Source organism: Micromonospora sp. IBSANI012, from assembly GCF_052814045.1.
In genome coordinates this window covers 4,912,561-4,936,800 of sequence record NZ_CP199933.1, presented here as the reverse complement: position 1 = coordinate 4,936,800, position 24,240 = coordinate 4,912,561, and the positions used below count along the sequence as shown (strand labels likewise).

Here is a 24,240-nt window from a genome sequence, read left to right as displayed (position 1 = left end):
CGTTGCTGATAGTCCAGAGGGCAGCCAACGTTGCCGGCGGCAGCTTCTTGCGTATGCCGGCACCTTGGGCGCGAGGCTGCGGAACACTGGTCATGCAGGGACTCTCCCAGTCCTGTAAGACATGAAGTTATGTAGGTTCGCCAGAGTCGGAACGAAGTGGTCGCCAAGCACGACCATTCCGTCCAAGGCCGCCACCTGGATGCTGCACAGCGGCACAGGCTCGACCTGGGTGATGGCCGCTATGGAAAGCGTTGAACGACCCTTGCCGCCGTCCAACTCTTTGACACGATCGCGCTTGCGGGCGAGACGGAACGGCACGAATGGATCGGTCCGTACAGGCGTGAAAAAGACCCGAAGCTTCTCGCCACAGTCCCTACCCGCCAGCGTGGCGCGGCCGGTGCGCAATGTAGCCCGCCACCCGAGAGATCGAGCGAGTTGCAGGACTGCGGTGGCCAGGTGACTGTTCATGGAGCAGAACTCGACTTGGCCTCGGGTTGTGTTGATGGTGCCGTCGGTGTCCAGGAGTCCTTGTAGCAGCGCCTCGCGTTGCGCTGCGCCGGCTGAGAGATAGCCATCCGGAACGTGCTTATTTTGGCGAAGGTCGAGCTCGACCAGCCGACCCATGAAGGACCGGCCGCGACGGCCCTGCCCGGGTGTACAGGTGATGCCCACAGCCCGCGTGTCCCGCGTCCCGCCGCCAGGTCGTACGGTTGGAATAAACCCGGCGGCCTCGATGACCGCGATCCAGTGAGGAACGTCCGAAACGTGTGCCGTCAGGGAGGCACTGGAGGAGGTGCCGTCACCGAGCCAGGCACCGAGCAGGTATGGGTCCAGAGGTAACGGCACGTCGTCGGACACCAGTCCTCCTTGCTCTGGAAGCACGTACCGGTACTCGTTGGTGGCGTACTGCTTGCCACCTGTCATCGAGGTTCGTCCGCCGCCCGGGTAGCGCGACAAACCGGAGGCGAGCAGTTCCCGTGTCGACAGGACTCGCTTCTCGAACCACTTGCGTGTCGCCCCGCGGGGGCCGAGGGACCGCCTGGCCCTCTTGTCTGTTACCTCCCACAGGTGATCAGCGTCGGCGATGGCGGTACGCCCATCGGTCGTCGCTACCAGGTAGCAGTGGCGGTCGTCCTGCACCTGGCCAACGGCGGTCACGGTGGTCGTCGAGCCAGAGGGGTGGAAGACATGATCGCCGACACGTAGGTCTCGCAGACTGGCCCACCCGCGGTTTGAGGTGAGGACGCGGGTCGTCGCACTTAGCGCCATATGCGGCAGAGTAGGTCCCAGGGACGACAATCTCCCTGGACCACGCGGGCCCGTCAGCGGCCCGCCAAGTCTCGCCGCCAAGTAGTCCCAGCAGTTTTGCAGCCTTTTGGGGCGGGATATCGGTACTTCGTCCGGTATACCCGGTTAGCGACAGAACCACCCAGCCGCGAGGTGTCGGCATCCAAGCGACCGCCGTCCGGACTACTCTGACGTATCCCTCACATGCTTTAGTGGAGTCGAATCCCTCCGAAGGCTGGAGTTGATCAGTGCGCCTCGCGTCGATACACGTACAGGGTTTCCGCAGTCTGGCAGACGTGGGTCCAATTGAGATCACTCGTCCGACCATCTTGGTTGGTCACAATGACAGCGGAAAGACGGCACTCCTCGATTCGATCGCGTACTTGCTCGACAGCTACACGCTAGGTGAAGAGGACAGAACCTATCTCCGGGAGCCGTCAGACCCTGCCTCTAGCGGCGTGAACGGACGATCGGCTCGGGTAGAGGCGACTACCGTAACCGGCGAATTCGTGCTCTCGCTGCAGGAGCAGGAGGAGTCCGGCCTCTCGGAGCGGGTCCGGATCCGCCGCCAGGCCACCGCGGACGATCAAGGAAGATACGAGATCGAAGCCAAGGTGCCGGAGGATGTAGAGTTTCGAGACCTGCCCTCCAAGAAGAACGACCAACTCCGAGATCTCGCCAAAGTCCACGGCATCGATATCCGGGGCATCACCAAGAAGAGCGACTTGGTGGACCGAATTGGCCTGCACGACAAAGCCACCCCGTCAACGATCGATTGGGTATCACTCCCGGCCGATGTTCAGTCAATGCTGCCCCACCCGCTGAAATTTGGCGATCAAGACTCTGCCGAGACGGCCATCAAGGCCGCCTTGAACACGAGATTCCAGCAGTACCTCGATGACCCTGCCTTGAAGTCGAGGATTGACGACCTTAAGGGCGAACTTAGCAGCAGGGTTCGAGAGGACGCCAAGGAGCTGGTCAAACACGTCAAAGACCGATGCCGGGATCTGACCTCTGTAGAGATTGAGCCTGAAATTAGCTTCAGCAAAGCCCTACGCGCGACGCGCTTGCATCTTGCGACGACCGACGGTGAGGAGGTTGGTATAGGCCGCTTCGGTGCAGGCCGCGGCCGTCGGGTGAGCCTGGCAATCTGGGAGTGGGCCAGCGAAACCCTTCGTAGCTCTCTGCCTCGGCCGCAACACGTGGAGGACGGGTCGGCCGAGGCTAGTAGGGTAGAGCACCAGCTCGACGCGCAACCACCAGACGCCGTCGTCTTATACGACGAGCCGGATACGCACCTGGATTATCGTCAGCAACGGCGCATAATGAAGATTATTCAGGAGCAATCGGACGCGCCGAACATCGGCGTCGTGCTTGCGACACACTCCATGAATCTGATCGACGGCGCCGCGGTTCATGAATTGGTCCACTTGAGGCTGAACGACAGCGGACGAACCGAGGTCGATTGCCTTCTTTCGACGAGCTCGCACCATGAGCATGATCGACACTTGATGAACGTTGCCATCTCGTTGGGTCTTCGGAATACGGTTCTTCTGCACGAGCGGTTCTTCCTCGCGGTGGAAGGCGATACCGAGGTGCAATCTTTCCCGATCCTCTTCCGGCTTTCCACCGGCAAGACGCTCCAGCAGGCCGGCATAGCATTGGTGGCCTGCAACAAGAACGAGGGTGCAATCTTGTTCGCAGGGCATCTAGTCAAGCATGGTAGGCAAGTAGCCTTCGTCGTTGACGGGGACACCAGCAAGCAGAAGTTCTATAACGAAGGGCGGCTTGCGGATGCCGGGCTGAGACTGCGCGAGCACGTTCACCTTGTTGGTCTGCCCGATAAGGAGTTGGAGCACCTGTTCACGGATGAGCAATGGTGCAGGGCCGCCAATGTAAACTGGCCACGAGTCGATGGGCGGCCCTGGGCGCCAGAGGACATTGCAGTCCTCCGAGAGGAAAAAAAGTTCAGCGCCCGCCTAGCGGATACGTTCCGCGAGAGTAGTGAACAGGGACCAAGCGGGAAGCCGGCGACAATGTTCGCTTTAGTCCAAAGCTTCGATGAGGCCGCGGATGTTCCTGCACCTCTTCAGGAGATCTTCCGCAAGCTCGTGGAGATGGCAGCGCTAGACGCGTGAGCCAGGGAAGCGGCTCTTCGGGCAAGCATGCGGTGACGACGCTGGAGGCTGGTCGGGGGCTCCCACCCGTGCCAGCCATGACCCGGTGTCCACAACTGGACATGCTCGCGCTCGGCCACGCCACACCATCGGCAGCCGTTCGGCGGGGCCACTTCGCCGTGCTGGTTGAGGGGCTGCATGTATACCTCCCCGACTTGGTGTACGTCAACCATGACACGCGTGTACGACATTTTCCATGGAACGCCCGGCTACTTCTTGAAGTTGGGCGGTGTCGCAGGGCTGATAGATGTGCCACTGATCGCCTCAACGAACGAACATCCTGCGGGGACGCTCACGGTGGCATGCGTCGGTCAGACAACAAGTCGTGCGACCTGCCACTGTCTTCCGCCGACCCACACCTCGGTGGAGCTGGCCCTGGTCTGCTCGGCTTGCCTGGGTCGGTGGCTGGCGGGATGGCCGCTCCCCAACCACCCCACCCACCCAACCGTTCGGCAGCTCCATCCTGGGAGTCGTCTGGCCCCCGCCAGAGGCGCAGCTCTAACCCCGCCCCCTCCCTCGCCTCCCGCCCTTACCACCACCTCCCCCCTCCCCCTCCCCTCCCTGGGGCCTCAGCGGCCTCGTACGGACCGTTCGGCAACTTCCTTGTGGTGGCCTCCGGCCTTCTGGTGCCTTTGGAGCGTCGAGAACGGGTGAAGGCGTTTCTGCCTGGCCCTGGTCATCTCCGGGACTCGTCACCGGTCACCTATTGACCCAGGCTGACGCGCGGGGCGGGGTGTGGGGTTCGGGCCCGGCTGACATTCCGCCCCGGCGCCGTAGGCGGCCGGGGCGGCGGCTCCGCAGGAGCCGGTTACCGCGCCCCGGCCCGCGCCGCGCGGAGCGCCTTGATCTAATACAGGCCAATTCGGCAGTGCAGCTCGCGTACTCACCCCGACGCAGCTCAGACGAACCGCTGCACGCGCACCTTCGGTCGCTCTCCTGCTAGGTGCCGATACTTGTGTTGGCGAACCTGCTCGTCCCAGACCTGCTGCTCGTAGTCCGGGTCCGGCGGGATCCACTTGTGCGATCCGTCGCTGTAGTGGAACTTCTCGTCACCCAGCCGCAGGATGCTCACCGCACCCACCCTAGGAAGCGCCGGTGCAAGCTACCGGCTGGCATCCAGGTCAGATCCTCCGAGGCGCGAACCAGTTGGGCACCCATGTAGAGGGCCAGGGAGACTGGCGCGCCGTCGAACTCCGCACGCAACTCGCGCTGGCGGGTCGGGCAGGGCCAAGGGCCGTCGCATCCTCCGCAACTCCAGATCGGCAGTACGGGTCCGTGGGTGGTCACCGCACCCAGCGGAGGAAGTGTGCGGTCATCGACCGGGCCTGCCGACTGGTTGCCCACTGCACCTGGCAGCAGGGATACGGCGTCATCCGCGCCCACCAGATGCGGCAGCCGATGCACATCCCGGCCGCCCCTGGCAGGTGCGCGGCAAGAATCTGCTGTTCCTGATTGTCGTTCACCGCTCATCCTTCACCGGCCAGTGACCTCTGTTGATCGGGATGTGATGCTGGGCGCGGCACGGAAGTTCGGCGCCGCAGCGGCAGACGTGTCGCCACTTGCGCCACGACCAGACCGGCTTGTGGCGGCGGGCCAGAGTCATCGCCACGGCGAGCAGGTACTCGTCGTACGAGACTCGGCGCGATGGCTCCCTGCGGGCCGCTCTCACGGCGCCGTCCCATGGGGCACAACACACGGTGCGGGGCGAATGCCCACTGGAGGCCGGCCGGTCGGAAGCATGCTTCGACTGTCCTGTCCGGCAGCGGTCGGCGGCCATGTCGAGCGGTCATGTCACGGTGACATGACCTGCCTCGACCTGCGCGTCTTCGCCGCTTAGGCTCCGCGGTGAGCACCTTGGGTAGTCAGTCCGCGACGCTGGGAGCCGGTGTGCTGCTCGATCCGCTTCGGATTCCGGACGACGTGTGGTCCGACGCCGTCGTCCGCGATGCTCTGACCCGACGTGACGTCGGCGCACTCTTTCGTCGCGTCAGCCAACTGACCGGTGCGAGCCAGACCCGGATCGGCGCGACCGTCGGCTTGGAGCAGGGGTACGTCAGCCGCGTCATGGCGGGACGGAAGGTGACGTCCATCGACGTGCTGGAACGCATCGCCGAAGGCTTTCGAATGCCTGACCAGGCCCGAATGGCGCTGGGGCTCGCTCCGCAGGACCCGTCATGTCTCCTGGGCATGGCATCACCGGCGGGGGAGCGGCAGAGTGACCAGCCGGTCTACCGTTCCTGGCGCGAGGAGGTCCGCGCCGCCGTGCAGTTGTGGGAAGGCGATGTGAACCGTCGAGACGTGATCCGGCAGGTGGCGTTCACCTCTGCCGGCTACACGCTGCCGGCCCTGCGCTGGTTCACCGCACCCGCCGCGCCGGCTGTCGAGCAGGGCGGCCGTCGGTTTGTCGGCCAGCCTGACATCGACACCATCCGGGAGATGACCAGCACCTACCGCAGACTGGACAACCAGTACGGCGGCGGCCACTCCCGGGCCGCCGTCACCCGGTACCTCCACCAGGAGGTCACACCGCTGCTCAGCGACGGACGCTACGACGCCGGGACGGGACGGCGACTCCTGAGCGCGGTTGCAGAGCTGACGCAGCTTGCCGGTTGGCAGGCGTACGACATGGCCGACCACGGGGTGGCGCAGCTCTACCTGACCCGCGCCCTGGACCTGGCCCGGGCCGCCGGCGATCCCGGCCTGGGCGCGGAGATCCTGTCCGCCATGAGCCACCAGGCCACCTACCTCGGGCACGGCACGGCGGGCGTCGACCTCGCGCGAGCCGCACGGGAGACGGCACAGCGCGCCGGGCTCACCGTCCTGACCGCGGAGGCGTCCGTCATGGAGGCCCACGGGCATGCCGTGATCAGAGACGAACGGGCGTGTGCGGCTGCCCTCCATCTGGCCGAACAGGCCCTCGACCGGGCCGACCGAAGCAGTGATCCCCAGTGGCTCGGCTACTTCGACGAGGCTTACCTGTCGGCGAAGTTCGGTCACTGCCTACACGCGCTCGGCAAGCCGGCCAGGGCCGAGGGCTTCGCCGCCCGCTCCTTGCGGATGGACGAGCGCTATGTTCGCGGCAAGGCCTTCAACCTCGCTCTGCTCGCCACTGTCCAGGCGCAGCGGGGCGAGCCGGACCGAGCTTGCGCCATCGGAACCGACGCGTTGTCGCTCACCTCGCGACTTCAGTCGGCCCGAGCTGTCCGCTACATGCGCGATCTGCAGGCCCAGCTCGCGCCCCACCGCCGGCGGCCCACCGTCCGGCAGTTCATCCGCCATGTCGACGCGGTCCTCGGCGCCCGCGCCTGACGCCTACAACTCGCCCCGCGCCTGCCTGGCGACCAGCTCAAGCACCGCGATCACCGTGCCGGCCCCGACGATCTCGCCGCTGGTCACCAGTTCGCGCGCCTCGGCCAACGGGATCCAGGCCACCTGCTCGGCCTCGTTCACGTCCACCGGAACGCCCGTGTACTGAGCCCTGCGCGCGAGGAACAGCAGGTTCTCGGCGTCCGCGGTTCCCACCCACGGCTGGAACGACAGCAGCGGCTCCACCTCGCGCGGGCACCAGCCCGTCTCCTCCTCCACCTCACGAACCGCGCAGGCCACCGCCTGTTCCCGATCATCGACATAGCCGCCGGGAAGCTCCCACACCCACCGGTCGAACACGAACCTGTGCCGCCGGATCAGCAGCAGACGCTGCCGCTCGTCCAGAACGGCGACCATCGCCGACCGGGGCGCCCGGATCACGTACTGCTCGAACCGCACGCCGTCGGGCAACTCCACCTCGGCGATGCTCAGCCGCGCCCGCCGGGTGTCGTCGACGACCCGCTCACCGTGGATGGTCCATCGGGTCAGCTCCGTCGCCTGCTCCTCCGCCATGGGAATCAGTATCGACGCACCGCCGCCGCGCCCATCATCCGCCCACCACGGCTGTCGATGGGATGCCCGTCGACAGATCGTCGTGGGTGGTCATCCGGTCAGAGGCAGGTGGGCCGGAGATCCCGAGGCGTGTAGAAGACCTGCACGTGGTAGATCCCCTCGGCGGTGCTGACCACCTGAAGCCGCCACGAGCACCTCGTGTCGTCCGGCTTCCCGGCGTCGTAGACATGGACGCCATGGTCGAACCTCTCCCAGCCACTGGAGCGGCCGAGGTCCGCGTAGAAGCGTGACACGTCGTCGGCGGCACCGGCCCAGGTGACCTGGCGGTCGAGCATTCCGAAGCTGGGTGGCTCATTGCCGCAACTGACGGTCTCGGTCGTCGGCCCGGCGGTGGCGCCGAATGGCGTCCGGGTCAACACCGGCTCCTGACGCAGTGCGGCGACCGTATCCGGGTCGGGATGGCAGTCGCGGTGGGAGAGATCCCCGGATATCGCATCGCCCAGCCGGCCGCACCCGCCGACGGCCAGTGCCAACGCGGCCAGCAGGGCTGCGGTGCGGAAAACGCTGACCCGTCTCACCGGCACACCTCAGACTTCTCGATCTTCAGTCGGTGAGCATAGGTCCGCCGTCTTCCGGCACACCATCGCGATCTACGACACGATCGGTTCCGCCCAGGCGGCGTGCCCGAACTCCCAGGCCCAGGAGATGCCCTCCGCGTCGCCCCTAGAGAGCCGCACGGACGCGGCGATCAGGTGTTCGCCGGCCGGCACGATGGCCACCCGCTGGCGGACCCGTTCGGCGTGCAGGACCCGGTACCGCAGTCCTTCGATCTCCACCACACCGCACTCGGGCCCGGGCCGGTCGGAGGTCGACTCAACCGTCACCGCCCAACCCGCCTTGATCGCCTTGTGCACCCACACCTCGAACGCCCGCTGGCGACCGTCCTGCTCGCTCACCCGGTCAAGGATCTCGACCGGGTCGGTGCGGGTGTCCATCGTCGTCCTCCTGTGGGGCCGGGACCTCGCGGCAGCCTACGGCGTGCCGGCGCCTCGTCGGGGCCCCCGCGCGGCAGGAGCACCGCCTACAGTCCACTCGTGCCGATGCTCTCCGCGCCCGCCGTACCGCCCGGATCGATGGCCGCGCTGGCGCAGCCGGAACTGCGCGCCGACGGCGTACACCTGCGTCCGTGGCTGCTGGCGGACCGTGCGGTGGTGGTGGCCGCGTACGCCGACGCCGCGATCCGGCGTTGGCACTGCCGGTCGATGACCGACGACGAGGCCGCCGACTGGATCGCCGCCTGGCCGGGCCGGTGGCGGGCGGAGACCGGCGCCGGGTGGGCGGTGTGCGACGCCGGGGCGGTGGTCGGGCAGCTCAGCCTGCGCCGGCTCGTCCTCGCCGACGGGCTGGCCGAGGTGTCGTACTGGGTGCTGCCGGCCGCGCGGGGCCGCCGGGTCGCCCCGCGGGCGCTCGCCGCGGTCTCCGCCTGGTGCTTCGACACCCTCCGGTTGCACCGGGTCGAGCTGTGCCACTCCACGGCGAACGAGGCGTCCTGCCGGGTTGCGCGGCGCGCCGGCTTCACCGCCGAGGGTACGAAGCGCGGCGAGGGGCTGCACGCCGACGGCTGGCACGACATGCACCTGCACGCCCGCCTGCACACCGACGCCTGACGCCGGCCCGCTTCCACCAAGGACCGGGGACCGGACGTGGCCAGCTGCGGCGTCGGTCGGCGGACCACGGCGCAGGCGAAGAGCACCGGCAGGTGCTGCGGTCTCGTCGGCCACCGGCAACCCGGCCTGCCGGGTCAGCGCGCGCCGGAGAACTCGTTCCAGGTCGCGCCCGCCGGGAGGTACCAGGCGGCCGGGTCGTCGGCGAGCGCCCGCGCGATCACCAGCCGGGCGTGCGCGTCCAGTTCGGGCAGCCGGTCTGGCCCGAACCACTCGACGGCCACCGACTCGTCGTCGTTGACCCGGGCCGTACCGGAGACGAGTCGGCAGTGAAAACCGAGGTTGAGGTACTCGCAGCGGTCACCGTTCGGGTAGGTGTGCGGGTGCGACACGACGCTGCTGAGGCGTACCGGCTCGACGTGCAGGCCGGTCTCCTCCTCGACCTCGCGCACCACGGCGGTGGCCGGCTGCTCGCCCGGCTCGACGAAGCCGCTCACCACCGACCAGCGACCGTCGTCGGAGCGCCGTCCCAACAGCAGCTCGCCGGCGTCGTTGCGGACCACCGCGCTGACGCTCGGCAGCCAGAGCAGGTCGTGGCCGACGTGCTCGCGCATCCGCAGGATGTAGTCCGGTACGCCCATCCGGCGACCCTAACCGGCACGGCCCCGCCCGTGCCGACCGATGGCCGCGCCGCGGCGTCAGCCGGACCAGGCCACCGCCCGGCTCACCCGCCGGTAGTGGCGGTCCAGTTCCGCGTCGATTGCGTCTGCGCGGGTGTCGGTGAGCACCACCGTGGGGTCCTGCCAGGCGCGGGCGGTGAGCATCCGGTGCCGGAGGCCGGCCGGCGGGTGGGAGGCGAAGAGCGACACCTGCTCGCGGACGGAGAGTTGGCGCAGCAGCGGCAGCCGCTCGGCGGCGCCGGCCAGCGACCTCGCCACGCCCGCCCGCCACGTCGCCGGTCCGTGCCCGCCCCGCGACCCCTGCCGGACGACCAGCGCCACCGACTCGCCGCTGAGCAGGACGTCGAGCAGCCGGGTCGCCCCGGCGGTGCCGGCGGCCCGGGCGGACATCTCGTCGGCCAGGTACTCGGCCCGCTGGCTGTCCCGCAGCGCCGTCACCACCAGCAGCAGGTGGCCGGCGAAGAGCAGCCGGGACAGCAGCCACGACAGCAGCCGGCCGATCGCCTCGCCGATCATCTCCAGCAGCCCACCGCCCTGGCCGGCCTGGGCGGGCCGGAACAGGTCGGCGGCGGAGCCGAGCATGGTCAGCGCCGGGTCGGTCACCAGCAGCCGCCGCACGTCGCCGTTGACGAAGTGGCCCAGCTCGTGGCCGAGCAGCGCGACCCGCGCCTGCCCGTCGAGCGAGCCCCACAGCGGCAACCCCAGGCAGAGCACCCGCCGTCGGCGCAGCCCCACCGACGTCGCGTACGCGTTGATGCTGCCGTCGACGCCGACCACGTACGGCCCCGGCGCGCCGATCGCCGCCGCCACCTCCTCGATTAGGGCGTGCAACTGGGGTGCCTGGTCGGGGGAGAGCACCTCCAGCTCCGGGTCCACCCGACCGAACCGCGGTCGCAGCGCCACCGCCAGGCCGACCAGCGCCAGCCCGACCACGACGGCGAGGCTCGGGAACGGGTACGCGAACATCAGCCAGCCGCCGAGCACCGCCATCGCCAGCACCGCCGCGACGAGCAGCAGCGAGGCGACCACCGTCACCGTCCCGGCCAACCCGAGACCGGTCGCGGCCAACGGGCGCTCGACGAGTGCGGCGTACTGCTGCCGGGTGAGCCGGGCGGCGAGCCGGTGGGTCCGCCGGTCGACCCACGACCAGCCGAACTCCGGCGCCTGCCGGGCCCGGTCGTAGCCGTCCAGGTTCCACTCGCAGTCGGCGCACCAGGGCATCGCCTCGCGTACCGACACCGTGGCCGTGCCGCATCGCGGGCACGACCCCGCCCCGGCCGTCGTCTTGATCATGAGCGCCGATCCTGCCGGTGCCGGCCGCCCGGCGGTACCGGCCGTTCAGCCGAGCTGGTCACACCCCGCACGCCCTGCCCGCCGCGCACGCCACCGGCCCAATCTCGCCGGTCACGGCACCCGCTCGGTCACGTCCTCACGCCACCGTTCCGTTCACGACGGGCAGGGCACCCGCTCCAGCGCGGCCGGACCGGCGCCGGGGCGCACCAGCTGTGCGAAGCACCGCTCGGTGGTGGCCCGCTGCCAGCCGAAGACGCTGGCGGCGGTCTTCGCCACGCGTACCCGGAAGACCAGGCGCACCCCGGCCTCCCGGCGCTGCGCGCCACCCTCCACGGCCAACACCTCGACGCCGTCGACCCGCTCCGCGGCGCGGCGCAGGTCGGCCTCTCCGGCCGCCGGATCGGCCAGCAGTTCGCCCCGCGCCCGCTGCGCGATGGCGGTCACCTCCCGCTCGGCCCGCCGCTCCAGCCGCTGCTGCGAACGGTCCCGCAGCAGCGGCGCCGCCACCGCCACCGCCGTCACGGCGAAGACCGTGACCACGGCCGCGGCGAGCAGGCCGCGGCGTACCCGTGCCGATGTTCTGCCCCCGAGACGCACCGGGAAATTCTCCGCCACCGACCGCCCTTCCGGCTGCCCCGTCCGTCCGGGTAGGGCTTCCCGCATTCCGCCGCGTGGCCCCCACCAGCACGTCTACTGTGGAGGTCGTCGCGACTATTTGCGCGATCCGGTGGCGGCCGGGCTGCTCCCGGTGCACAGTGATCTCATGAACGACAGCGGAAGTGGTGGGCACTACTACTGGTGCACCCGACACCACCGGGTCGAGACCGATGCCGACGTGTGCCCTGCGAAGCACGTTCTCGGACCGTACGACTCGTCCGCCGACGCCGAGAACGCCCTGCAGACGGTGCGGGAGCGCAACGAGGCGTGGGAGGCCGAGGACGCTCGCTGGGCCGGGGAGGGCAGCTAAACGGCGCGGGACGCCCGTGTCGAGGAACTCCGTGCCTCCGCACCGGGGGCGCGCGAGCGCATGTCCCCAAGGAGGGAACCGAGATGGCCGAAGCACAACAGGCCACCACCCGCCCGGCCGCCAAGAAGTCCGCCGCGGCCACGCGGACGGCGGGCGCCACCCGCAGCACCGTGGCACGCCGGCCCACCACGACCACCGCGGCGGCCCGGAAGGCGTCGGCCGGCCGGGCGGCGACGAGCGCGGCGGGCGCCGGGTCGGGACGGACCCCGACCACCACGGCGACCGCCGCGAAGAAGACGGCGGCCAGGAAGGCCCCCGCTTCGAAGACCACCGCCAAGAAGGCCCCCGCCACCAAGACCACCGCCAAGAAGGCCCCCGCCGTCAGGACCACGGCGAAGAAGGCCCCCGCCGTCAAGGCCACCGCGAAGAAGACCGCCGCGACGAAGGCGACGGCGACGAAGGCCCCCGCCCGCAAGGCCGCCGCGAAGACCACGACCGCGGCGAAGAAGACCACCGCCGCCGCGAAGAAGACCGCGCCTGCGGCGAAGAAGACCACCGCCGCCGCGAAGAAGACCGCGCCCGCGGCGAAGAAGACCACCGCCGCCGCGAAGAAGACCACGGCCGCGAAGGCCTCGACCGCCGCCCGCAAGGTCACCTCCACGGGTAAGAAGGCCACCGCCGCGGTCAGGAAGACCACCGGCGCGGCGAAGAAGACCACCGGTGCCGCGGCCAGGAAGACCACGGCGGCGAAGAAGGCACCGGCGAAGAAGACCACCGCCAGGACGGCGCCGGCGTCGAAGACCACCGCCAAGAAGGCGCCGGCGCGAAAGACGACCGCCACCTCGCCGACCACCACCCGCAAGGTGACCGCGAAGAAGGCGCCGGCGACGAAGACCACGGCCGCCAAGAAGGTCACCGCCCGCAAGGCACCGGCCCGCCCGGCCGCCGCCCGGGCCACCGCGCCCACCAGTGCCCGGTCCCGCGCCCGCAAGGCCACCGGCTGACCGTACGGCGACCGCCGTCGCATCGCCGGAGGGCGGATCACGCGCCGGACTGCCAGGATTGACCCCGTGGTCATCCGACGCGTACTGGCGCCCCGTATCGACTTCGGCGCGCTGCGCCGCGAGCTGGGACTGCCCGAGGGCTTCCCGGACGCGGCGCAGCGCGAGGCGGACCAGGCCGCCGCCGCACCGCCGGCCACCGGGGTCGATCGTACCGACGTCCCGTTCGTCACGATCGACCCGGCGGCGTCGCGCGACCTCGACCAGGCGATGCACCTCGCCCGCCGTCCCGGTGGCGGCTACCGCGTGCGGTACGCCATCGCCGATGTCGCCGCCCACGTACGCCCCGGCGGCGCGCTGGAGGAGGAGACCTGGCGCCGCGGGCAGACCGTCTACCTGCCCGACGGCAACGTGCCGCTGCACCCGCACACCCTCAGCGAGGGCGCGGCCAGCCTGCTGCCCGACGTCGACCGGGCGGCGGTGGTGTGGACCATCGACCTCGACGCCGACGGCGCGACCACCGGCGTCGCGCTGGAACGCGCCCGGGTCCGCAGCCGGGCCAAGCTCGACTACGAGGGAGTGCAGGCCGCCGCGGACGCCGGGCGGCTGCCCGAACCGGTCGCCCTGCTGCCCGAGATCGGCGCCCTGCTCACCGTCCGGGGCCTGGGCCGGGGCGCGGTCAACCTGCCCCTGCCCGAGCAGGACGTCGAGCCGGACGGTGACGGCTGGCGGCTGGTGCTGCGCGGGCCGGTCCCGATGGAGGACCACAACGCGCAGATCTCCCTGCTGACCGGGATGGCCGCGGCCGACATCATGCTGGCCGGCCGGATCGGGCTGCTGCGCACCATGCCGCCGCCGAAGCCCGAGGCGGTGGCCCGGCTGCGCGCCGCCGCCGCCCCGCTGGGCGTGCCGTGGCCCGACGGCGCCGGCGTGGGCGAGGTGCTCGCCGGGCTGGACGCCTCGCAGCCCCGGGCCGCCGCCTTCGCCGACCAGGCGGCGGAGCTGATGCGGGGCGCCGCGTACACGGCGTTCGACGGCGAGTTGCCCGGGCAGCCGGAGCACGGCGGGGTCGCGGCCGCGTACGCCCATGTCACGGCCCCGCTGCGCCGGCTCGCCGACCGGTACGCGACGGAGGTCTGCCTGGCCCTGCACGAGGAGCGGCCGGTGCCGGACTGGGCCCGCGCGGCGCTGCCGAAGCTGCCCGAGGTGATGGCGGCGACCGACCGGACGGCGGGCGCGGCCACCCGGGGCGCCATCGAGCTGGCCGAGGCGGTGCTGCTGGAGCATCGGGTGGGGGAGGTCTTCGAGGCCGCCGTGCTGGACGTGGACGCCCCGCCGAACGGCCAGTCGAAGCCCGGCCGCCCGCCCGGCGGCACGGTGGCGCTGGACGCCCCGCCGGTGCGCGCCCGCTGCACCGGCGAGCTGCCGCTCGGCGAGCGGATCCCGGTCCGCCTGGTCACCGCCGACCCCACCCAGCGCAAGGTCGTCTTCGAACGCACCTGACCCCCGCGCCTGCCCATGCCCGCCCGTCTCTGCCGCCGCCGCCCCCATCCGCGCCCCAAGATCCCCGCACTTTCAGAGAAAGCGTGGCCTTCGCGCGCCGAATAGCCACGCTTTCTCTGAAAGTGCGGGTACCGGGTGGCGGCGGGCGGGCGGCGCGCGGCGGGGTGGGTAGCGGGGATTGTCACAGCGGCGGGCGCTGCTGGGGGCGGGGACGATTTGCGAGGATGGCCGCATGGCTTACGACGCGACCACGCTGCCCGACGTCTCCGGGCTGACCGTCGGCATCATCGGTGGCACCGGCGACCAGGGGCGGGGCCTCGCCTACCGGCTCGCCCGGGCCGGGCAGACCGTGCTGATCGGTTCCCGTTCCGCCGAGCGGGCCGCGGACGCCGCCGCCGAGATCGCGGCGCTGCCCGGCGTACCGGCCGGAGTGGACGTGACCGGGGCCGACAACGACGAAGTGGCCCGCCGCAGCGACGTGGTGATCATCGCGGTGCCGTGGGACGGGCACGCCGCCATCGTCGCCGCCCTCGCCGAGCCGCTCGCCGGCAAGATCGTGGTCGACTGCGTCAACCCGCTCGGCTTCGACAAGCAGGGCCCGTACGCCCTCCCGGTCCCCGAGGGCAGCGCGGTGCAGCAGGCCGCCGGTCTGCTGCCGGACTCCCGGGTCTGCGCGGCGTTCAACCACGTCAGCGCGCCGCTGCTGGCCGACCCGGAGATCGACCGGATCGACCTCGACGTGCTGATCTGCACCGAGGACCGGGAGCTGGTCGACATCGTCGGCGCGCTGGCCGCCCGGATCCCCGGCATGCGGGGCATCTACGCGGGCCGGCTGCGCAACGCCCACCAGATCGAGGCGTTCACCGCCAACCTGATCGCCATCAACAAGCGCTACAAGGCGCACGCCGGCATCCGCGTCACCGACCTCTGACCCCCGGCGCCGTCCCGGACGGCGCTGCGGTCAGTCCGGCATCGGGTCTCGGCCGGGGCCGCGGGTGGCGGCGGTGGCCCGAACCCGAGGCCGTTCGTCGAGGGCGTGGCAGAGGGTGAACACCGGGTGACTGTGGACCCGGCGAGCGGGGCGGTGGGGGTCGTGCGGACGACCCCCACCGCCCCGTCGTCCTAGAAGGTGTGCTCGGCGGCGGGGAACTCGCCGCCGCGTACCTCGTCGGCGAAGCGCCGGGTCGCCTCCGACAGCGTCCCGGCCAGGTCCGCGTAGCGCTTGACGAAACGCGGCGCCTTACCGGTACGCAGGCCGGCCATGTCCTGCCAGACCAGCACCTGGGCGTCGGTGTCCGGGCCGGCGCCGATGCCCACCGTCGGGATCGGCAGCTCCGCGGTGATCCGCTTGGCCACCTCGCCCGGCACCATCTCCAGCACCACCGCGAAGGCACCCGCCTCGGCCACCGCCCGGGCGTCGGCGATCACCTCGTCGGCGGCGTCGCCCCGCCCCTGGACCCGGTAGCCGCCCAGGGTGTGCTCGCTCTGCGGGGTGAAGCCGATGTGCGCCATCACCGGGATGCCGGCGCCGACGATCGCGGCGATCTGGTCGGCGCAGCGCCGGCCGCCCTCCAGCTTCACCGCGTGGCAGCCGCCCTCCTTCATGAACCGCACCGCCGTACGCAGCGCCTGGGTCGGGCCCTCCTCGTACGAGCCGAAGGGCAGGTCACCGACGATCAGCGAGTGCTTCGTCGCCCGGACCACGGCCCGGACCAGCGGCAGCAGCTCCTCGGCGGTCACCGGCAGGGTGGTCTCGTAGCCGAACACGTTGTTCGCCGCCGAGTCGCCGACCAGCAGCACGGGGATGCCGGCCGTGTCGAAGATCGAGGCGGTGTACTGGTCGTACGAGGTGAGCATCGCCCAGCGGTCGCCGCGCTCCTTGGCGGCGATCAGGTCGCGGGTGCGTACCCGCCGAGTGGCCGGGCCGCCGTAGAGGGCGGTCACCTCGGTCGGGGTGGATTCCACCATGACTGTCTCCTTTCCTCGAGGCCGCCGTCGCGGTCCCCGGGTTCCGCCGCGATCGTCGCACCGGACGACCGCCTCACGGCAGGGCACAGTGCAGGATTTCACTCGGCGCAACCGGCGCGGCGGGACCGGGGACCGGTCGCCGCTGCACCGGGAACAGCCCCGCTCAGCCGTGTTCGCGCCAGCGGTTGGTGATGGGCAGCCGCCGGTCGCGTCCGAACGCCTTCATGGAGATCTTCGTGCCCGGCGCGGACTGCCGCCGCTTGTACTCGGCGACATCCACCAGTCGGAGCGCCCGGTCGACGACCGCCGGGTCGTGGCCGGACTCCACCAGCCCGTGGCGGCCCAGGTCGCCGTCGACGTAGCCGATCAGGATCGGGTCGAGCACGTCGTACTCGGGCAGGCTGTCGCTGTCGAGCTGGCCGGGGCTCAGCTCGGCCGACGGCGGCTTGCCGATCGAGTTCTCCGGGATCGGCGGGGTCTCGCCCCGGCTGGCCGCGTCGGCGTTGCGCCACTTCGCCAGCCGCCAGATCAGCGTCTTCCAGACGTCCTTGACCGGGTTGAAGCCGCCGACCGAGTCGCCGTACAGGGTCGAGTAGCCCACCGCCAGCTCGCTCTTGTTGCCGGTGGTGAGGACCAGGTGGCCCTCCTGGTTCGACAGCGCCATCAGGATCACGCCCCGGACCCTCGCCTGGAGGTTCTCCACCGTCACCCCGGACAGCGACATGTTGGCCAGGAAGCTGTCCACCATCGGCTGGATCGGCTCGACCCGGTAGTCGAGGCCGGTCCGCTTGCCCAGGTCCTCGGCGTCGGCCCGGGAGTGCTCCGAGGAGTGCTGGCTGGGCAGCGACACCCCGACCACCCGCTGCGGTCCGAGCGCGTCGACGGCGATCGCCGCCACCACCGCCGAGTCGATGCCGCCGGACAGGCCCAGCACCACCGACGGGAAGCGGTTCTTGTTGACGTAGTCGCGCAGGCCGAGCACCAGCGCCTGCCACACCTCGGCCTCGTCGGCGACCGGTTCCATCACCCCGCCGGCGGCCGCCGGGCCCGTCGGGGCCGGCGGGATGGATCCGACGGTACGGCGGACCACCCGCATCCCGTCGGCCAGCTCCTCCTCGTCCGCGCCGCGCTCGCCCGCCTCGGGCAGCTCGACGTCGTGCATCAGCAGGTGCTCGACGAACTGCGGGGCGCGGGTGAGCAGGGTGCCGTCGGCCGCCACGATCATCGAGTCGCCCTCGAAGACCAGTTCGTCCTGGCCACCGATCATGTTGACGTACGCGATGGTCGCGCCGGCCTCGGCGGCCCGGCGGCGGACCAGCGGCAGCCGGATGTCGTCCTTGTTCAGCTCGTACGGCGAGCCGTTGATGTTGATCACCAGCCCCACGCCGGCCTGCCGGGCCACCGCGAACGGGCCGCCGGCCTGCCAGAGGTCCTCGCAGATGGTCAGCCCGACGTCCACCCCGCCGACCCGCACGACGGTGAGGGCGTCGCCGGGAACGAAGTAGCGGTCCTCGTCGAAGACGCCGTAGTTGGGCAGGTGGTGCTTGAAGTACGTGGCCACGACGCCGCCTGAGTGCAGCAGCGCGGCGGCGTTGCGGGCGCCCCGGCCCGGCTGGGCGTCCCCGCTGACCTGCGGCGGGCCGTCCGCGTCCAGGTAGCCGACCACGATCGGCAGGTCGCCGAGGCCGTCGGCGGCCAGGTCGGCCGCGAGCTGCTCCAGCGCGGCCTTAGACGCCGCCACGAAGGAGCGGCGGAAGACCAGGTCCTCGACCGGGTAGCCGGTCAGCATCATCTCCGGGAAGGCGACGAGCTGGGCGCCGGCGTCGGCGGCGCGGCGGCTCCACGTGCGGACCAGTTCGGCGTTGCCGGCGAGGTCGCCGACGGTCGGGTTGACCTGTGACAGGGCGAGACGCAGGGTGGGCATGCCCTCATCTTGCCCCAGCGCCGGCGGACCGACGCGATGGCCGGGACGAGACGGCGGCCACCCTCCCGGGCGGCCACCGGCGGGCGGGACACGACGGGACGGGCGGCGGTGCTTCGCGTAACGTCGGCGTAACGAGGCCCGGGGAGACTGGGCGGTCAGGTCGGGCGCAGCCCGGTCGAAGGCGGACAAAGAGTGTCGCGAGGGGTTGGGGAAGTGGACCGTCAGCAGGAGTTCGTCCTCCGTACGCTGGAAGAGCGGGACATCCGGTTCGTCCGGCTGTGGTTCACCGACGTGCTCGGCACGCTCAAGAGCGTGTCGGTCGCCCCCGCCGAGCTGGAGGCCGCCTTCGAGGAGGGCATCGGGTTCGACGGCTCCGCGATCGAGGGCTTCGCCCGGGTCTTCGAGTCCGACATGGTCGCCATGCCGGACCCGACCACCTTCCAGGTCTTCCCCTTCGAGGGCGGGGTCAGCGGCGAGAGCGCCCGGATGTTCTGCGACATCCTGCTCCCCGACGGCGGGCCCTCCTGGGCGGACCCGCGGCACGTGCTGCGCCGGATGCTGTCCAAGGCCGCCGAGAAGGGCTTCACCTTCTACACCCACCCGGAGATCGAGTTCTTCCTGCTCGAGAACGGCCCCCAGGACGGCTCCCTGCCGACCCCGGTGGACACCGGCGGCTACTTCGAGCACACCACGCACGCCGTCGCGCGGGACTTCCGCCGCCAGGCCGTGCTGGCCCTGGAACGGATCGGCATCTCGGTGGAGTTCAGCCACCACGAGGTGGCCCCCGGCCAGCAGGAGATCGACCTGCGCTACGCCGACGCGCTGACCACCGCCGACAACATCATGACCTTCCGGCACGTGGTCAAGGAGGTGGCGCTCTCCACCGGCGTGCAGGCCACCTTCATGCCGAAGCCCTTCACCGACCAGCCGGGCAGCGGCATGCACACCCACCTGTCGCTGTTCGAGGGGGAGCGCAACGCGTTCCACGACGCCGGCGACCCGATGAAGCTCTCCAAGGTGGCCAAGTCGTTCATCGCCGGCCTGCTGATGCACGCCCGCGAGTACACCGCGGTCACCAACCAGTGGGTGAACTCGTACAAGCGGCTCTTCCCGCTGGCACTGCCGGACCGGATCACCGAGAGCCCGGCGTACGTCTGCTGGGGTCACCTGAACCGGTCGGCGCTGGTCCGGGTGCCCGCGTACGGCAAGCCGAACTCGGCCCGGGTGGAGGTCCGCTCACTGGACTCGGCGACGAACCCGTACCTCGCCTTCGCGGTGCTGCTCGGCGCCGGCCTCAAGGGCATCGAGGAGGGCTACGAGCTGCCGCCGGGCGCCGAGGACGACGTCTGGTCGCTGACCAGCGCCGAGCGGCGGGCGATGGGGTACGAGGCGCTGCCGGAGAACCTCGCCGAGGCGATCGACGTGATGGCCGGCTCGGAGCTGATCGCCGAGGTGCTCGGCGAGCACGTCTTCGACTTCTTCCTGCGCAACAAGCGCGCCGAGTGGGAGCAGTACCGCCGCGAGGTCACCCCGTACGAGCGGCAGCGATACCTGTCGCTCTAGATCGCGGTGGCGCGGTGCCGCTATCGTCTCGATCACCGCGCCGGCACCCTCGCCGGGCGTAGGAGGCCGGGAGGCAGTCGGTGCTGGAGGATCTGCTCAGCGGGGCGTGGCAGAGCGTGGTGTTCGGGGTCGTCGGGGTGGCCCTGATGGCGGCCGGCTTCCTGCTGGTCGACATGCTGACCCCGGGGAGGCTGCGCGAGCTGATCTGGGTGCGGCGCAACGGCAACGCCGCGCTGCTGCTCGCCGCCAACCAGCTCGGCATCGCCGGGATCGTCTTCACCGCGATCCTGACCAGCTACAGCGACTTCGCCAAGGGGCTCGCCTCCACGGTGATCTTCGGGCTGATCGGGCTGGCTATCATGGCGCTGGCCTTCTTCGTGCTCGACCTGCTCACCCCGGGCCGGCTGGGCGAGATCATCTGCTCCGACGAGCCGCACCCCGCGGCCCGGGTCAGCGCCGCCACCCACTTCGGCGCCGCGCTGATCGTCTGCGCCTGCATCGCCTGAGCGCCGCTGTCGTACCCCCGGCCTAGGTTGCGGGGGTGAACCGGACCGACCGCCTCTACGCCCTGGTGGAGGAGCTGCGGGCGGTGTCGCCCCGGCCGCGCAGCGCCCGCTGGCTGGCCGGGCGCTTCGAGGTGAGCACCCGCACCATCGAGCGGGACATCAGCGCGCTGCAGGGCTCCGGCGTGCCGATCTGGGCCGAGCCCGGCCGCACCGGCGGCTACGTGGTCGACCGGGCGCACACCCTGCCACCGGTCAACCTGACCGCCGCCGAGGCGGTCGCGATGGCCGTCGCGCTGCACCGGCTCGGCGGCACGCCGTTCGCCGGGGCGGGCGCCACTGCCCTGCGCAAACTGCTGGCGGTCATGCCGGCCGCCGACGCGGCCGAGGCGCACCGGCTCGCCGGCCGGGTGCACCTGATCGGCGACGGGCCGGCCACGCCCGTCCCGGCCGTCGTCGCCGACGCGGTCTCCGCGCGGCGCGTGCTGCGCCTGCGGTACGCCGACGGCGCCGGCACGGCGTCGGTACGCGAGGTCGAACCGCTGGGCTACCTCGGCAACCCCCGACACTGGTACCTGCTCGCCTGGTGCCGGTTGCGCGACGGGCTGCGCTGCTTCCGCACCGATCGGATCCGTGAGGTGGAGGCGCTGCCCGAGGTGGTCACCCGGGAGTTGCGCCTCGACGACCTGGACATCCCGCACGAGCGGGTCCGCGCGCTGAGCCTGGTCTGAGCGTCCGGCCGCGGGGTCGAGTCGTCGGGGAAACACCGACAGGACGGTGTCGCGGACGACCCCGAGGCTGACTCCTGACGAGCCCGGCCGACCGGCCGGGCCTGCGACGGGAGGCGACACACATGTCCACGATCACCAACGCGGTCAGCTGGTTCGAGGTCGGCACCGACCGGCCCGAGGAGACCGGGCGGTTCTACACCGACGTGTTCGGCTGGGCGTTCACCGAACAGGGCAGCCCGGAGACGTCGTACCGGGTGGTGGAGCCGGGGCCGGAGGGGTCGATCCAGGGCGCGATCCGGGCCACCGGCGGGGCCGGCCCGAACTACGCGGTGTTCTACGTGCAGGTGGCCGACGTGGCCGACACCTGCCGGCGGGCCGAGGCGGCCGGCGGCAAGGTGCTGGTCCCGCTGAAGTCGAACGACAACGGCCTGACCTTCGCCCACCTGCTCGACCCGGCCGGAAACCACTTCGGCGTCTTCGCGCCGCCGCCCGCCGGGGCCTGAGCCCACCGCAGGTCCGCCCCGGCAGCGCCGCCGGGGCGGACCACGTCGTGCGCGGTCGGATCGAGTAGAGGGATGGCCCCGCCGCTGGGGGTGGGCCGGCCGGGAGGAGACCGACGGCCGGGGGAGGGGACGGCGGGGCCACCCGGGTCACCTGCCGGTCATGCCCGGACCGCCGTGGTGGCCACGGCCGCCCGGGCCCGGGAAGACGCCGGACTCGGCGGCCTTGGTGATGGCGTCGGCCTGCTCCTGAGTGAGCTTGCCGTCCTTGACCGCCTGGGCCAGCCGGTCCTTGAGCGCCGCCTGCCGGTCCTCGCCGGAGGGGCGCTCCGGGCGGTCGGCCTTGCGCTGCTCGCGCAGCTTCTCCAGCGCGGCGGTCACCTTCTCGGTGGGCACGCCGAGCTCCTTGGCCAGCGCCTCGGCGAACTCGCTCTGGCGGTCGGCCTTCTGCTGCTGCCGGTCGGTGCCCTGGTCGGCGCTGCTGCTGGCGCTGGGCGACGGGGTGGCGTCCTCGGCGAAGGCCACCGTCGGGGCGGCGATCCCCACGCCGAGCACTCCGGCGGCGGCGAGCCCGGCCAGCAGGTGCTTCTTCGACATCGTGCGGGACATCAGTCCTCCAGTGATCGGTGGTTGGTGCGATGACCTCACCGACAGTGACCACCGAACCTGGGCCGAACCCGTGCCGACCCTGTCACCCAGCTGAAAATCCACCCCCCGCTAGAGGTGATCAAGAAGTTCGCGTCAGCGGAAGACGCTTTCCCGGACGCAAACTTCTTGATCACCGCGCCGAGCCCAGGCGGAGGCGGGGCGGCGGGCGGGGTGGGTCAGCGGACGGCGGGGGAGACGGTGAGGGTGCCGGCCTCGGCGTCGAGGGTGGCGCGGGTGCCGACCGGGACGGTGAGCTGGCCGACGCCGTGGCCGACCGGGAGGCCGCCGAGGACCGGGACGCCGAGATCGCCCAGGCACTCGGTGAGCACGTCGGTGACCGTGGTGTCCCAGCCGTCGGCGCACTCGGTGAACTGGCCGACCGCCACCCCGGCCAGGCCGTCCAGCACGCCCGCCCGGCGCAGGTGGGTCAGCATCCGGTCGACCTTGTACGGCGGCTCCTGCACCTCCTCGATCAGCAGCACCGCGCCGGTCAGGTCGGGCATGTCCGGAGTGCCGATGGAGGCGGTGATCAGGCAGAGATTGCCGCCGAGCAGCGGACCGACCGCCCGGCCGGGCACCCGGACGGCGAAGGTCTCCTCGTCCGGCGTGGCGGCGACGGTCACCGGCTCGGTGGTCATCAGCGCGGCGTGCAGCGACTCCGCCGAGCGCAGCGGGGTCCGCTCGTCCAGCCAGGCCGCGCCGGGGCCGTGCACGCCGGCCAGCCGGGCGCCCCGCCAGAGCGCGAACTGCAACGCGGTGATGTCCGAGAAGCCGGCGACCACCTTCGGGTCCCGCCGTACGGCGGCCATGTCGAGCAGGTCGACCACCCGCTGCGCGCCGTAGCCGCCCCGGGTGCAGATCACCCCGCGCACCTCGGGGTCGGCGAAGGCGGTGTTCAGGTCGGCGGCACGCAGCGCGTCGTCGCCGGCCAGGTAGCCCCGCCGGGCGTACGCGTTCGGCGCCAGCACCGGGCGCAGCCCCCAACCGGTCAGCAGCTCGACGCCCCGGGCCACCCGTTCGGGCCGGGTCGGGCCGGACGGCGACACGAGCATCACCGTGTCACCGGGGCGCAGGACCGGCGGGCGCAGGCATTCGTCGGTGATCACAGCGGCAGAGCCTAGTCGGCGCGGTGGGCGGCCGAGCCGTTCCGGGTCTGCGCCGGCGCACCCGCTAGCCTCGACACCGTGGCGACCGCGCTGGTGATCGAGAACGACCCGACCGACGACCTCCGCCGGCTGGGGGAGTGGCTGACCGAGGGGGGCCTCGACCTGCGGGTGCTCCGCCCGCACGCCGGCGACGCGCTCCCCGCCGACCTGGAGGGGTACGCCGCGCTGGTGGTGCTCGGCGGCGAGCAGCAGGCGTACCCGCTGCCCGACGGCAGCCCCGGCGCGCCCTGGTTCCCGGCGCTGGAGGGGCTGCTGCGCAAGGCGGTCCGGTACCGGGTGCCGACCCTCGGCGTCTGCCTCGGCGGTCAGCTGCTGGCCACCGCGCACGCCGGCCTGGTCGAGCGGAGCCCGTCCGGCCCGGAGGTCGGCCCCGGCGTGGTGGGCAAGCGGGACGCCGCCGACGCCGACCCGCTGTTCCGGTACGTGCCGCTGATCCCGGACGTGCTCCAGTGGCACACCGACGAGATCACCGAGCTGCCCCGGGGCGCCACCCTGCTGGCCGCCTCGACCCGCTACCCGCACCAGGCGTTCCGGCTCGGTGACCGGGCCTGGGGGTTGCAGTTCCACATCGAGTGCGACACCGCGATGATCGCCGACTGGGCCCGCGACTCCGACCTGCTGGCCGAGCTGGGCTACGACCCGGAGCTGGTGGTGGCCGCCTGCGACCGGGTGATGGCCGACGTGGAGGAGGTCTGGCAGCCGTTCGCCGTCCGCTTCGCCGCGCTGGCCCTCGGCGAGCTGGGCGACGACCCCACCCGGCGAAGCCTGCCGCTGCTCGGGCAGTGA

General features: G+C 71.4%; 25 protein-coding genes. 12 read left to right on the top strand and 13 right to left on the bottom strand.

Features of this window, described 5'->3' with window-relative positions:
- Positions 1 to 90: 90 nt before the first annotated feature.
- Complete coding sequence (locus tag ACTWM8_RS22700) at positions 91 to 858, bottom strand: LAGLIDADG family homing endonuclease (RefSeq protein ID WP_446210795.1); 768 nt, start codon at positions 856 to 858, stop codon at positions 91 to 93.
- Between the two features lie 725 nt (positions 859 to 1,583).
- Between ACTWM8_RS22700 and ACTWM8_RS22695 the strand changes: the two genes are divergently transcribed.
- The gene (locus tag ACTWM8_RS22695) at positions 1,584 to 3,425 is read left to right on the top strand and encodes an AAA family ATPase (RefSeq protein ID WP_446210794.1); all 1,842 of its coding nucleotides are present in this window, start codon (positions 1,584 to 1,586) and stop codon (positions 3,423 to 3,425) included.
- Between the two features lie 937 nt (positions 3,426 to 4,362).
- Here the strand turns inward: ACTWM8_RS22695 and ACTWM8_RS22690 are convergent.
- The gene (locus ACTWM8_RS22690) at positions 4,363 to 4,536 is read right to left on the bottom strand and encodes a hypothetical protein (protein WP_446210793.1); all 174 of its coding nucleotides are present in this window, start codon (positions 4,534 to 4,536) and stop codon (positions 4,363 to 4,365) included.
- Positions 4,537 to 4,747: 211 nt separating this feature from the next.
- A complete protein-coding gene (locus ACTWM8_RS22685; protein ID WP_446210792.1) occupies positions 4,748 to 4,927 on the bottom strand; it encodes a hypothetical protein in 180 nt (59 codons plus the stop codon).
- A gap of 424 nt (positions 4,928 to 5,351) precedes the next feature.
- On the opposite strand from ACTWM8_RS22685, the gene ACTWM8_RS22680 reads away from it, so the two are divergent.
- Positions 5,352 to 6,773 (top strand): helix-turn-helix domain-containing protein, encoded by a 1,422-nt coding sequence (locus ACTWM8_RS22680; RefSeq protein WP_446210791.1) that lies wholly within the window; start codon positions 5,352 to 5,354, stop codon positions 6,771 to 6,773.
- 3 nt (positions 6,774 to 6,776) lie between these two features.
- On the opposite strand, the gene ACTWM8_RS22675 is transcribed toward ACTWM8_RS22680, so the two are convergent.
- From ACTWM8_RS22675 to ACTWM8_RS22665, 3 genes are all read right to left on the bottom strand, one after another.
- Positions 6,777 to 7,343, bottom strand: a complete 567-nt coding sequence (locus ACTWM8_RS22675; RefSeq protein ID WP_446210790.1) for an NUDIX hydrolase — start codon at positions 7,341 to 7,343, stop codon at positions 6,777 to 6,779.
- A 98-nt stretch (positions 7,344 to 7,441) separates the two neighbouring features.
- Positions 7,442 to 7,921 carry a hypothetical protein gene (locus tag ACTWM8_RS22670; protein WP_446210789.1) on the bottom strand — a complete coding sequence of 160 codons (480 nt, stop codon included), beginning with the start codon at positions 7,919 to 7,921 and terminating at the stop codon, positions 7,442 to 7,444.
- A 72-nt stretch (positions 7,922 to 7,993) separates the two neighbouring features.
- Positions 7,994 to 8,338 carry a hypothetical protein gene (locus ACTWM8_RS22665; protein WP_446210788.1) on the bottom strand — a complete coding sequence of 115 codons (345 nt, stop codon included), beginning with the start codon at positions 8,336 to 8,338 and terminating at the stop codon, positions 7,994 to 7,996.
- A 99-nt stretch (positions 8,339 to 8,437) separates the two neighbouring features.
- On the opposite strand from ACTWM8_RS22665, the gene ACTWM8_RS22660 reads away from it, so the two are divergent.
- Positions 8,438 to 9,010 carry a GNAT family N-acetyltransferase gene (locus ACTWM8_RS22660; protein ID WP_446210787.1) on the top strand — a complete coding sequence of 191 codons (573 nt, stop codon included), beginning with the start codon at positions 8,438 to 8,440 and terminating at the stop codon, positions 9,008 to 9,010.
- Positions 9,011 to 9,144: 134 nt separating this feature from the next.
- Here the strand turns inward: ACTWM8_RS22660 and ACTWM8_RS22655 are convergent, their stop codons facing one another.
- From ACTWM8_RS22655 to ACTWM8_RS22645, 3 genes are all read right to left on the bottom strand, one after another.
- Positions 9,145 to 9,648, bottom strand: coding sequence for an NUDIX hydrolase (locus ACTWM8_RS22655; RefSeq protein ID WP_446210786.1), 504 nt, complete (start codon positions 9,646 to 9,648; stop codon positions 9,145 to 9,147).
- A 57-nt stretch (positions 9,649 to 9,705) separates the two neighbouring features.
- Positions 9,706 to 10,980, bottom strand: a complete 1,275-nt coding sequence (locus ACTWM8_RS22650) for a M48 family metalloprotease (RefSeq protein WP_446210785.1) — start codon at positions 10,978 to 10,980, stop codon at positions 9,706 to 9,708.
- Positions 10,981 to 11,133: 153 nt separating this feature from the next.
- Entirely contained in the window at positions 11,134 to 11,577 is a 444-nt protein-coding gene (locus ACTWM8_RS22645) for a hypothetical protein (protein WP_446210784.1), read from the bottom strand.
- Positions 11,578 to 11,743: 166 nt separating this feature from the next.
- On the opposite strand from ACTWM8_RS22645, the gene ACTWM8_RS22640 reads away from it, so the two are divergent.
- The 4 genes from ACTWM8_RS22640 (at position 11,744) to npdG (ending at position 15,382) form a co-directional block, all read left to right on the top strand.
- Complete coding sequence (locus tag ACTWM8_RS22640) at positions 11,744 to 11,947, top strand: hypothetical protein (RefSeq protein WP_088964487.1); 204 nt, start codon at positions 11,744 to 11,746, stop codon at positions 11,945 to 11,947.
- Between the two features lie 83 nt (positions 11,948 to 12,030).
- Positions 12,031 to 12,951, top strand: a complete 921-nt coding sequence (locus ACTWM8_RS22635) for a histone (RefSeq protein WP_446210783.1) — start codon at positions 12,031 to 12,033, stop codon at positions 12,949 to 12,951.
- 66 nt (positions 12,952 to 13,017) lie between these two features.
- Positions 13,018 to 14,451, top strand: a complete 1,434-nt coding sequence (locus ACTWM8_RS22630) for an RNB domain-containing ribonuclease (protein ID WP_446210782.1) — start codon at positions 13,018 to 13,020, stop codon at positions 14,449 to 14,451.
- Positions 14,452 to 14,683: 232 nt separating this feature from the next.
- A complete protein-coding gene (gene npdG / locus ACTWM8_RS22625) occupies positions 14,684 to 15,382 on the top strand; it encodes an NADPH-dependent F420 reductase (protein ID WP_446210781.1) in 699 nt (232 codons plus the stop codon).
- A 191-nt stretch (positions 15,383 to 15,573) separates the two neighbouring features.
- Here the strand turns inward: npdG and panB are convergent, their stop codons facing one another.
- Positions 15,574 to 16,419 carry a 3-methyl-2-oxobutanoate hydroxymethyltransferase gene (gene panB, locus ACTWM8_RS22620; protein ID WP_446210780.1) on the bottom strand — a complete coding sequence of 282 codons (846 nt, stop codon included), beginning with the start codon at positions 16,417 to 16,419 and terminating at the stop codon, positions 15,574 to 15,576.
- 163 nt (positions 16,420 to 16,582) lie between these two features.
- Positions 16,583 to 18,343, bottom strand: coding sequence for an NAD+ synthase (locus ACTWM8_RS22615; RefSeq protein ID WP_446210779.1), 1,761 nt, complete (start codon positions 18,341 to 18,343; stop codon positions 16,583 to 16,585).
- A gap of 213 nt (positions 18,344 to 18,556) precedes the next feature.
- On the opposite strand from ACTWM8_RS22615, the gene glnA reads away from it, so the two are divergent.
- From glnA to ACTWM8_RS22595, 4 genes are all read left to right on the top strand, one after another.
- Complete coding sequence (gene glnA, locus ACTWM8_RS22610; RefSeq protein WP_154944022.1) at positions 18,557 to 19,906, top strand: type I glutamate--ammonia ligase; 1,350 nt, start codon at positions 18,557 to 18,559, stop codon at positions 19,904 to 19,906.
- Between the two features lie 80 nt (positions 19,907 to 19,986).
- Positions 19,987 to 20,412, top strand: coding sequence for a DUF350 domain-containing protein (locus ACTWM8_RS22605; RefSeq protein WP_446210778.1), 426 nt, complete (start codon positions 19,987 to 19,989; stop codon positions 20,410 to 20,412).
- Positions 20,413 to 20,447: 35 nt separating this feature from the next.
- On the top strand, positions 20,448 to 21,140 hold the full coding sequence (locus tag ACTWM8_RS22600) for a helix-turn-helix transcriptional regulator (RefSeq protein ID WP_446210777.1): 693 nt from the start codon (positions 20,448 to 20,450) through the stop codon (positions 21,138 to 21,140).
- A gap of 122 nt (positions 21,141 to 21,262) precedes the next feature.
- The gene (locus tag ACTWM8_RS22595; RefSeq protein ID WP_446210776.1) at positions 21,263 to 21,643 is read left to right on the top strand and encodes a VOC family protein; all 381 of its coding nucleotides are present in this window, start codon (positions 21,263 to 21,265) and stop codon (positions 21,641 to 21,643) included.
- A gap of 147 nt (positions 21,644 to 21,790) precedes the next feature.
- Here ACTWM8_RS22595 and ACTWM8_RS22590 read toward each other — a convergent pair whose 3' ends face one another.
- Together ACTWM8_RS22590 and ACTWM8_RS22585 are read right to left on the bottom strand one after the other, a co-directional pair.
- Positions 21,791 to 22,249, bottom strand: coding sequence for a hypothetical protein (locus tag ACTWM8_RS22590; protein ID WP_446210775.1), 459 nt, complete (start codon positions 22,247 to 22,249; stop codon positions 21,791 to 21,793).
- A gap of 215 nt (positions 22,250 to 22,464) precedes the next feature.
- A complete protein-coding gene (locus tag ACTWM8_RS22585; protein WP_446210774.1) occupies positions 22,465 to 23,394 on the bottom strand; it encodes a S66 peptidase family protein in 930 nt (309 codons plus the stop codon).
- A 78-nt stretch (positions 23,395 to 23,472) separates the two neighbouring features.
- Between ACTWM8_RS22585 and ACTWM8_RS22580 the strand changes: the two genes are divergently transcribed.
- Positions 23,473 to 24,240: a type 1 glutamine amidotransferase gene (locus ACTWM8_RS22580; protein WP_154944028.1), complete on the top strand. Its 768-nt coding sequence runs from the start codon at positions 23,473 to 23,475 to the stop codon at positions 24,238 to 24,240.

What these genes read in the sequence shown, in the direction of transcription:
- ACTWM8_RS22675 (WP_446210790.1), bottom strand. Translation starts at nt 7,343, where the DNA reads ATGGCGGAGGAGCAGGCGACGGAGCTGACCCGATGGACCATCCACGGT.
- panB (WP_446210780.1), bottom strand. Translation starts at nt 16,419, where the DNA reads ATGGTGGAATCCACCCCGACCGAGGTGACCGCCCTCTACGGCGGCCCG.
- ACTWM8_RS22665 (WP_446210788.1), bottom strand. Translation starts at nt 8,338, where the DNA reads ATGGACACCCGCACCGACCCGGTCGAGATCCTTGACCGGGTGAGCGAG.
- ACTWM8_RS22640 (WP_088964487.1), top strand. Translation starts at nt 11,744, where the DNA reads ATGAACGACAGCGGAAGTGGTGGGCACTACTACTGGTGCACCCGACAC.
- npdG (WP_446210781.1), top strand. Translation starts at nt 14,684, where the DNA reads ATGGCTTACGACGCGACCACGCTGCCCGACGTCTCCGGGCTGACCGTC.
- ACTWM8_RS22615 (WP_446210779.1), bottom strand. Translation starts at nt 18,343, where the DNA reads ATGCCCACCCTGCGTCTCGCCCTGTCACAGGTCAACCCGACCGTCGGC.
- ACTWM8_RS22655 (WP_446210786.1), bottom strand. Translation starts at nt 9,648, where the DNA reads ATGGGCGTACCGGACTACATCCTGCGGATGCGCGAGCACGTCGGCCAC.
- ACTWM8_RS22650 (WP_446210785.1), bottom strand. Translation starts at nt 10,980, where the DNA reads ATGATCAAGACGACGGCCGGGGCGGGGTCGTGCCCGCGATGCGGCACG.
- ACTWM8_RS22590 (WP_446210775.1), bottom strand. Translation starts at nt 22,249, where the DNA reads ATGTCCCGCACGATGTCGAAGAAGCACCTGCTGGCCGGGCTCGCCGCC.
- ACTWM8_RS22635 (WP_446210783.1), top strand. Translation starts at nt 12,031, where the DNA reads ATGGCCGAAGCACAACAGGCCACCACCCGCCCGGCCGCCAAGAAGTCC.
- ACTWM8_RS22595 (WP_446210776.1), top strand. Translation starts at nt 21,263, where the DNA reads ATGTCCACGATCACCAACGCGGTCAGCTGGTTCGAGGTCGGCACCGAC.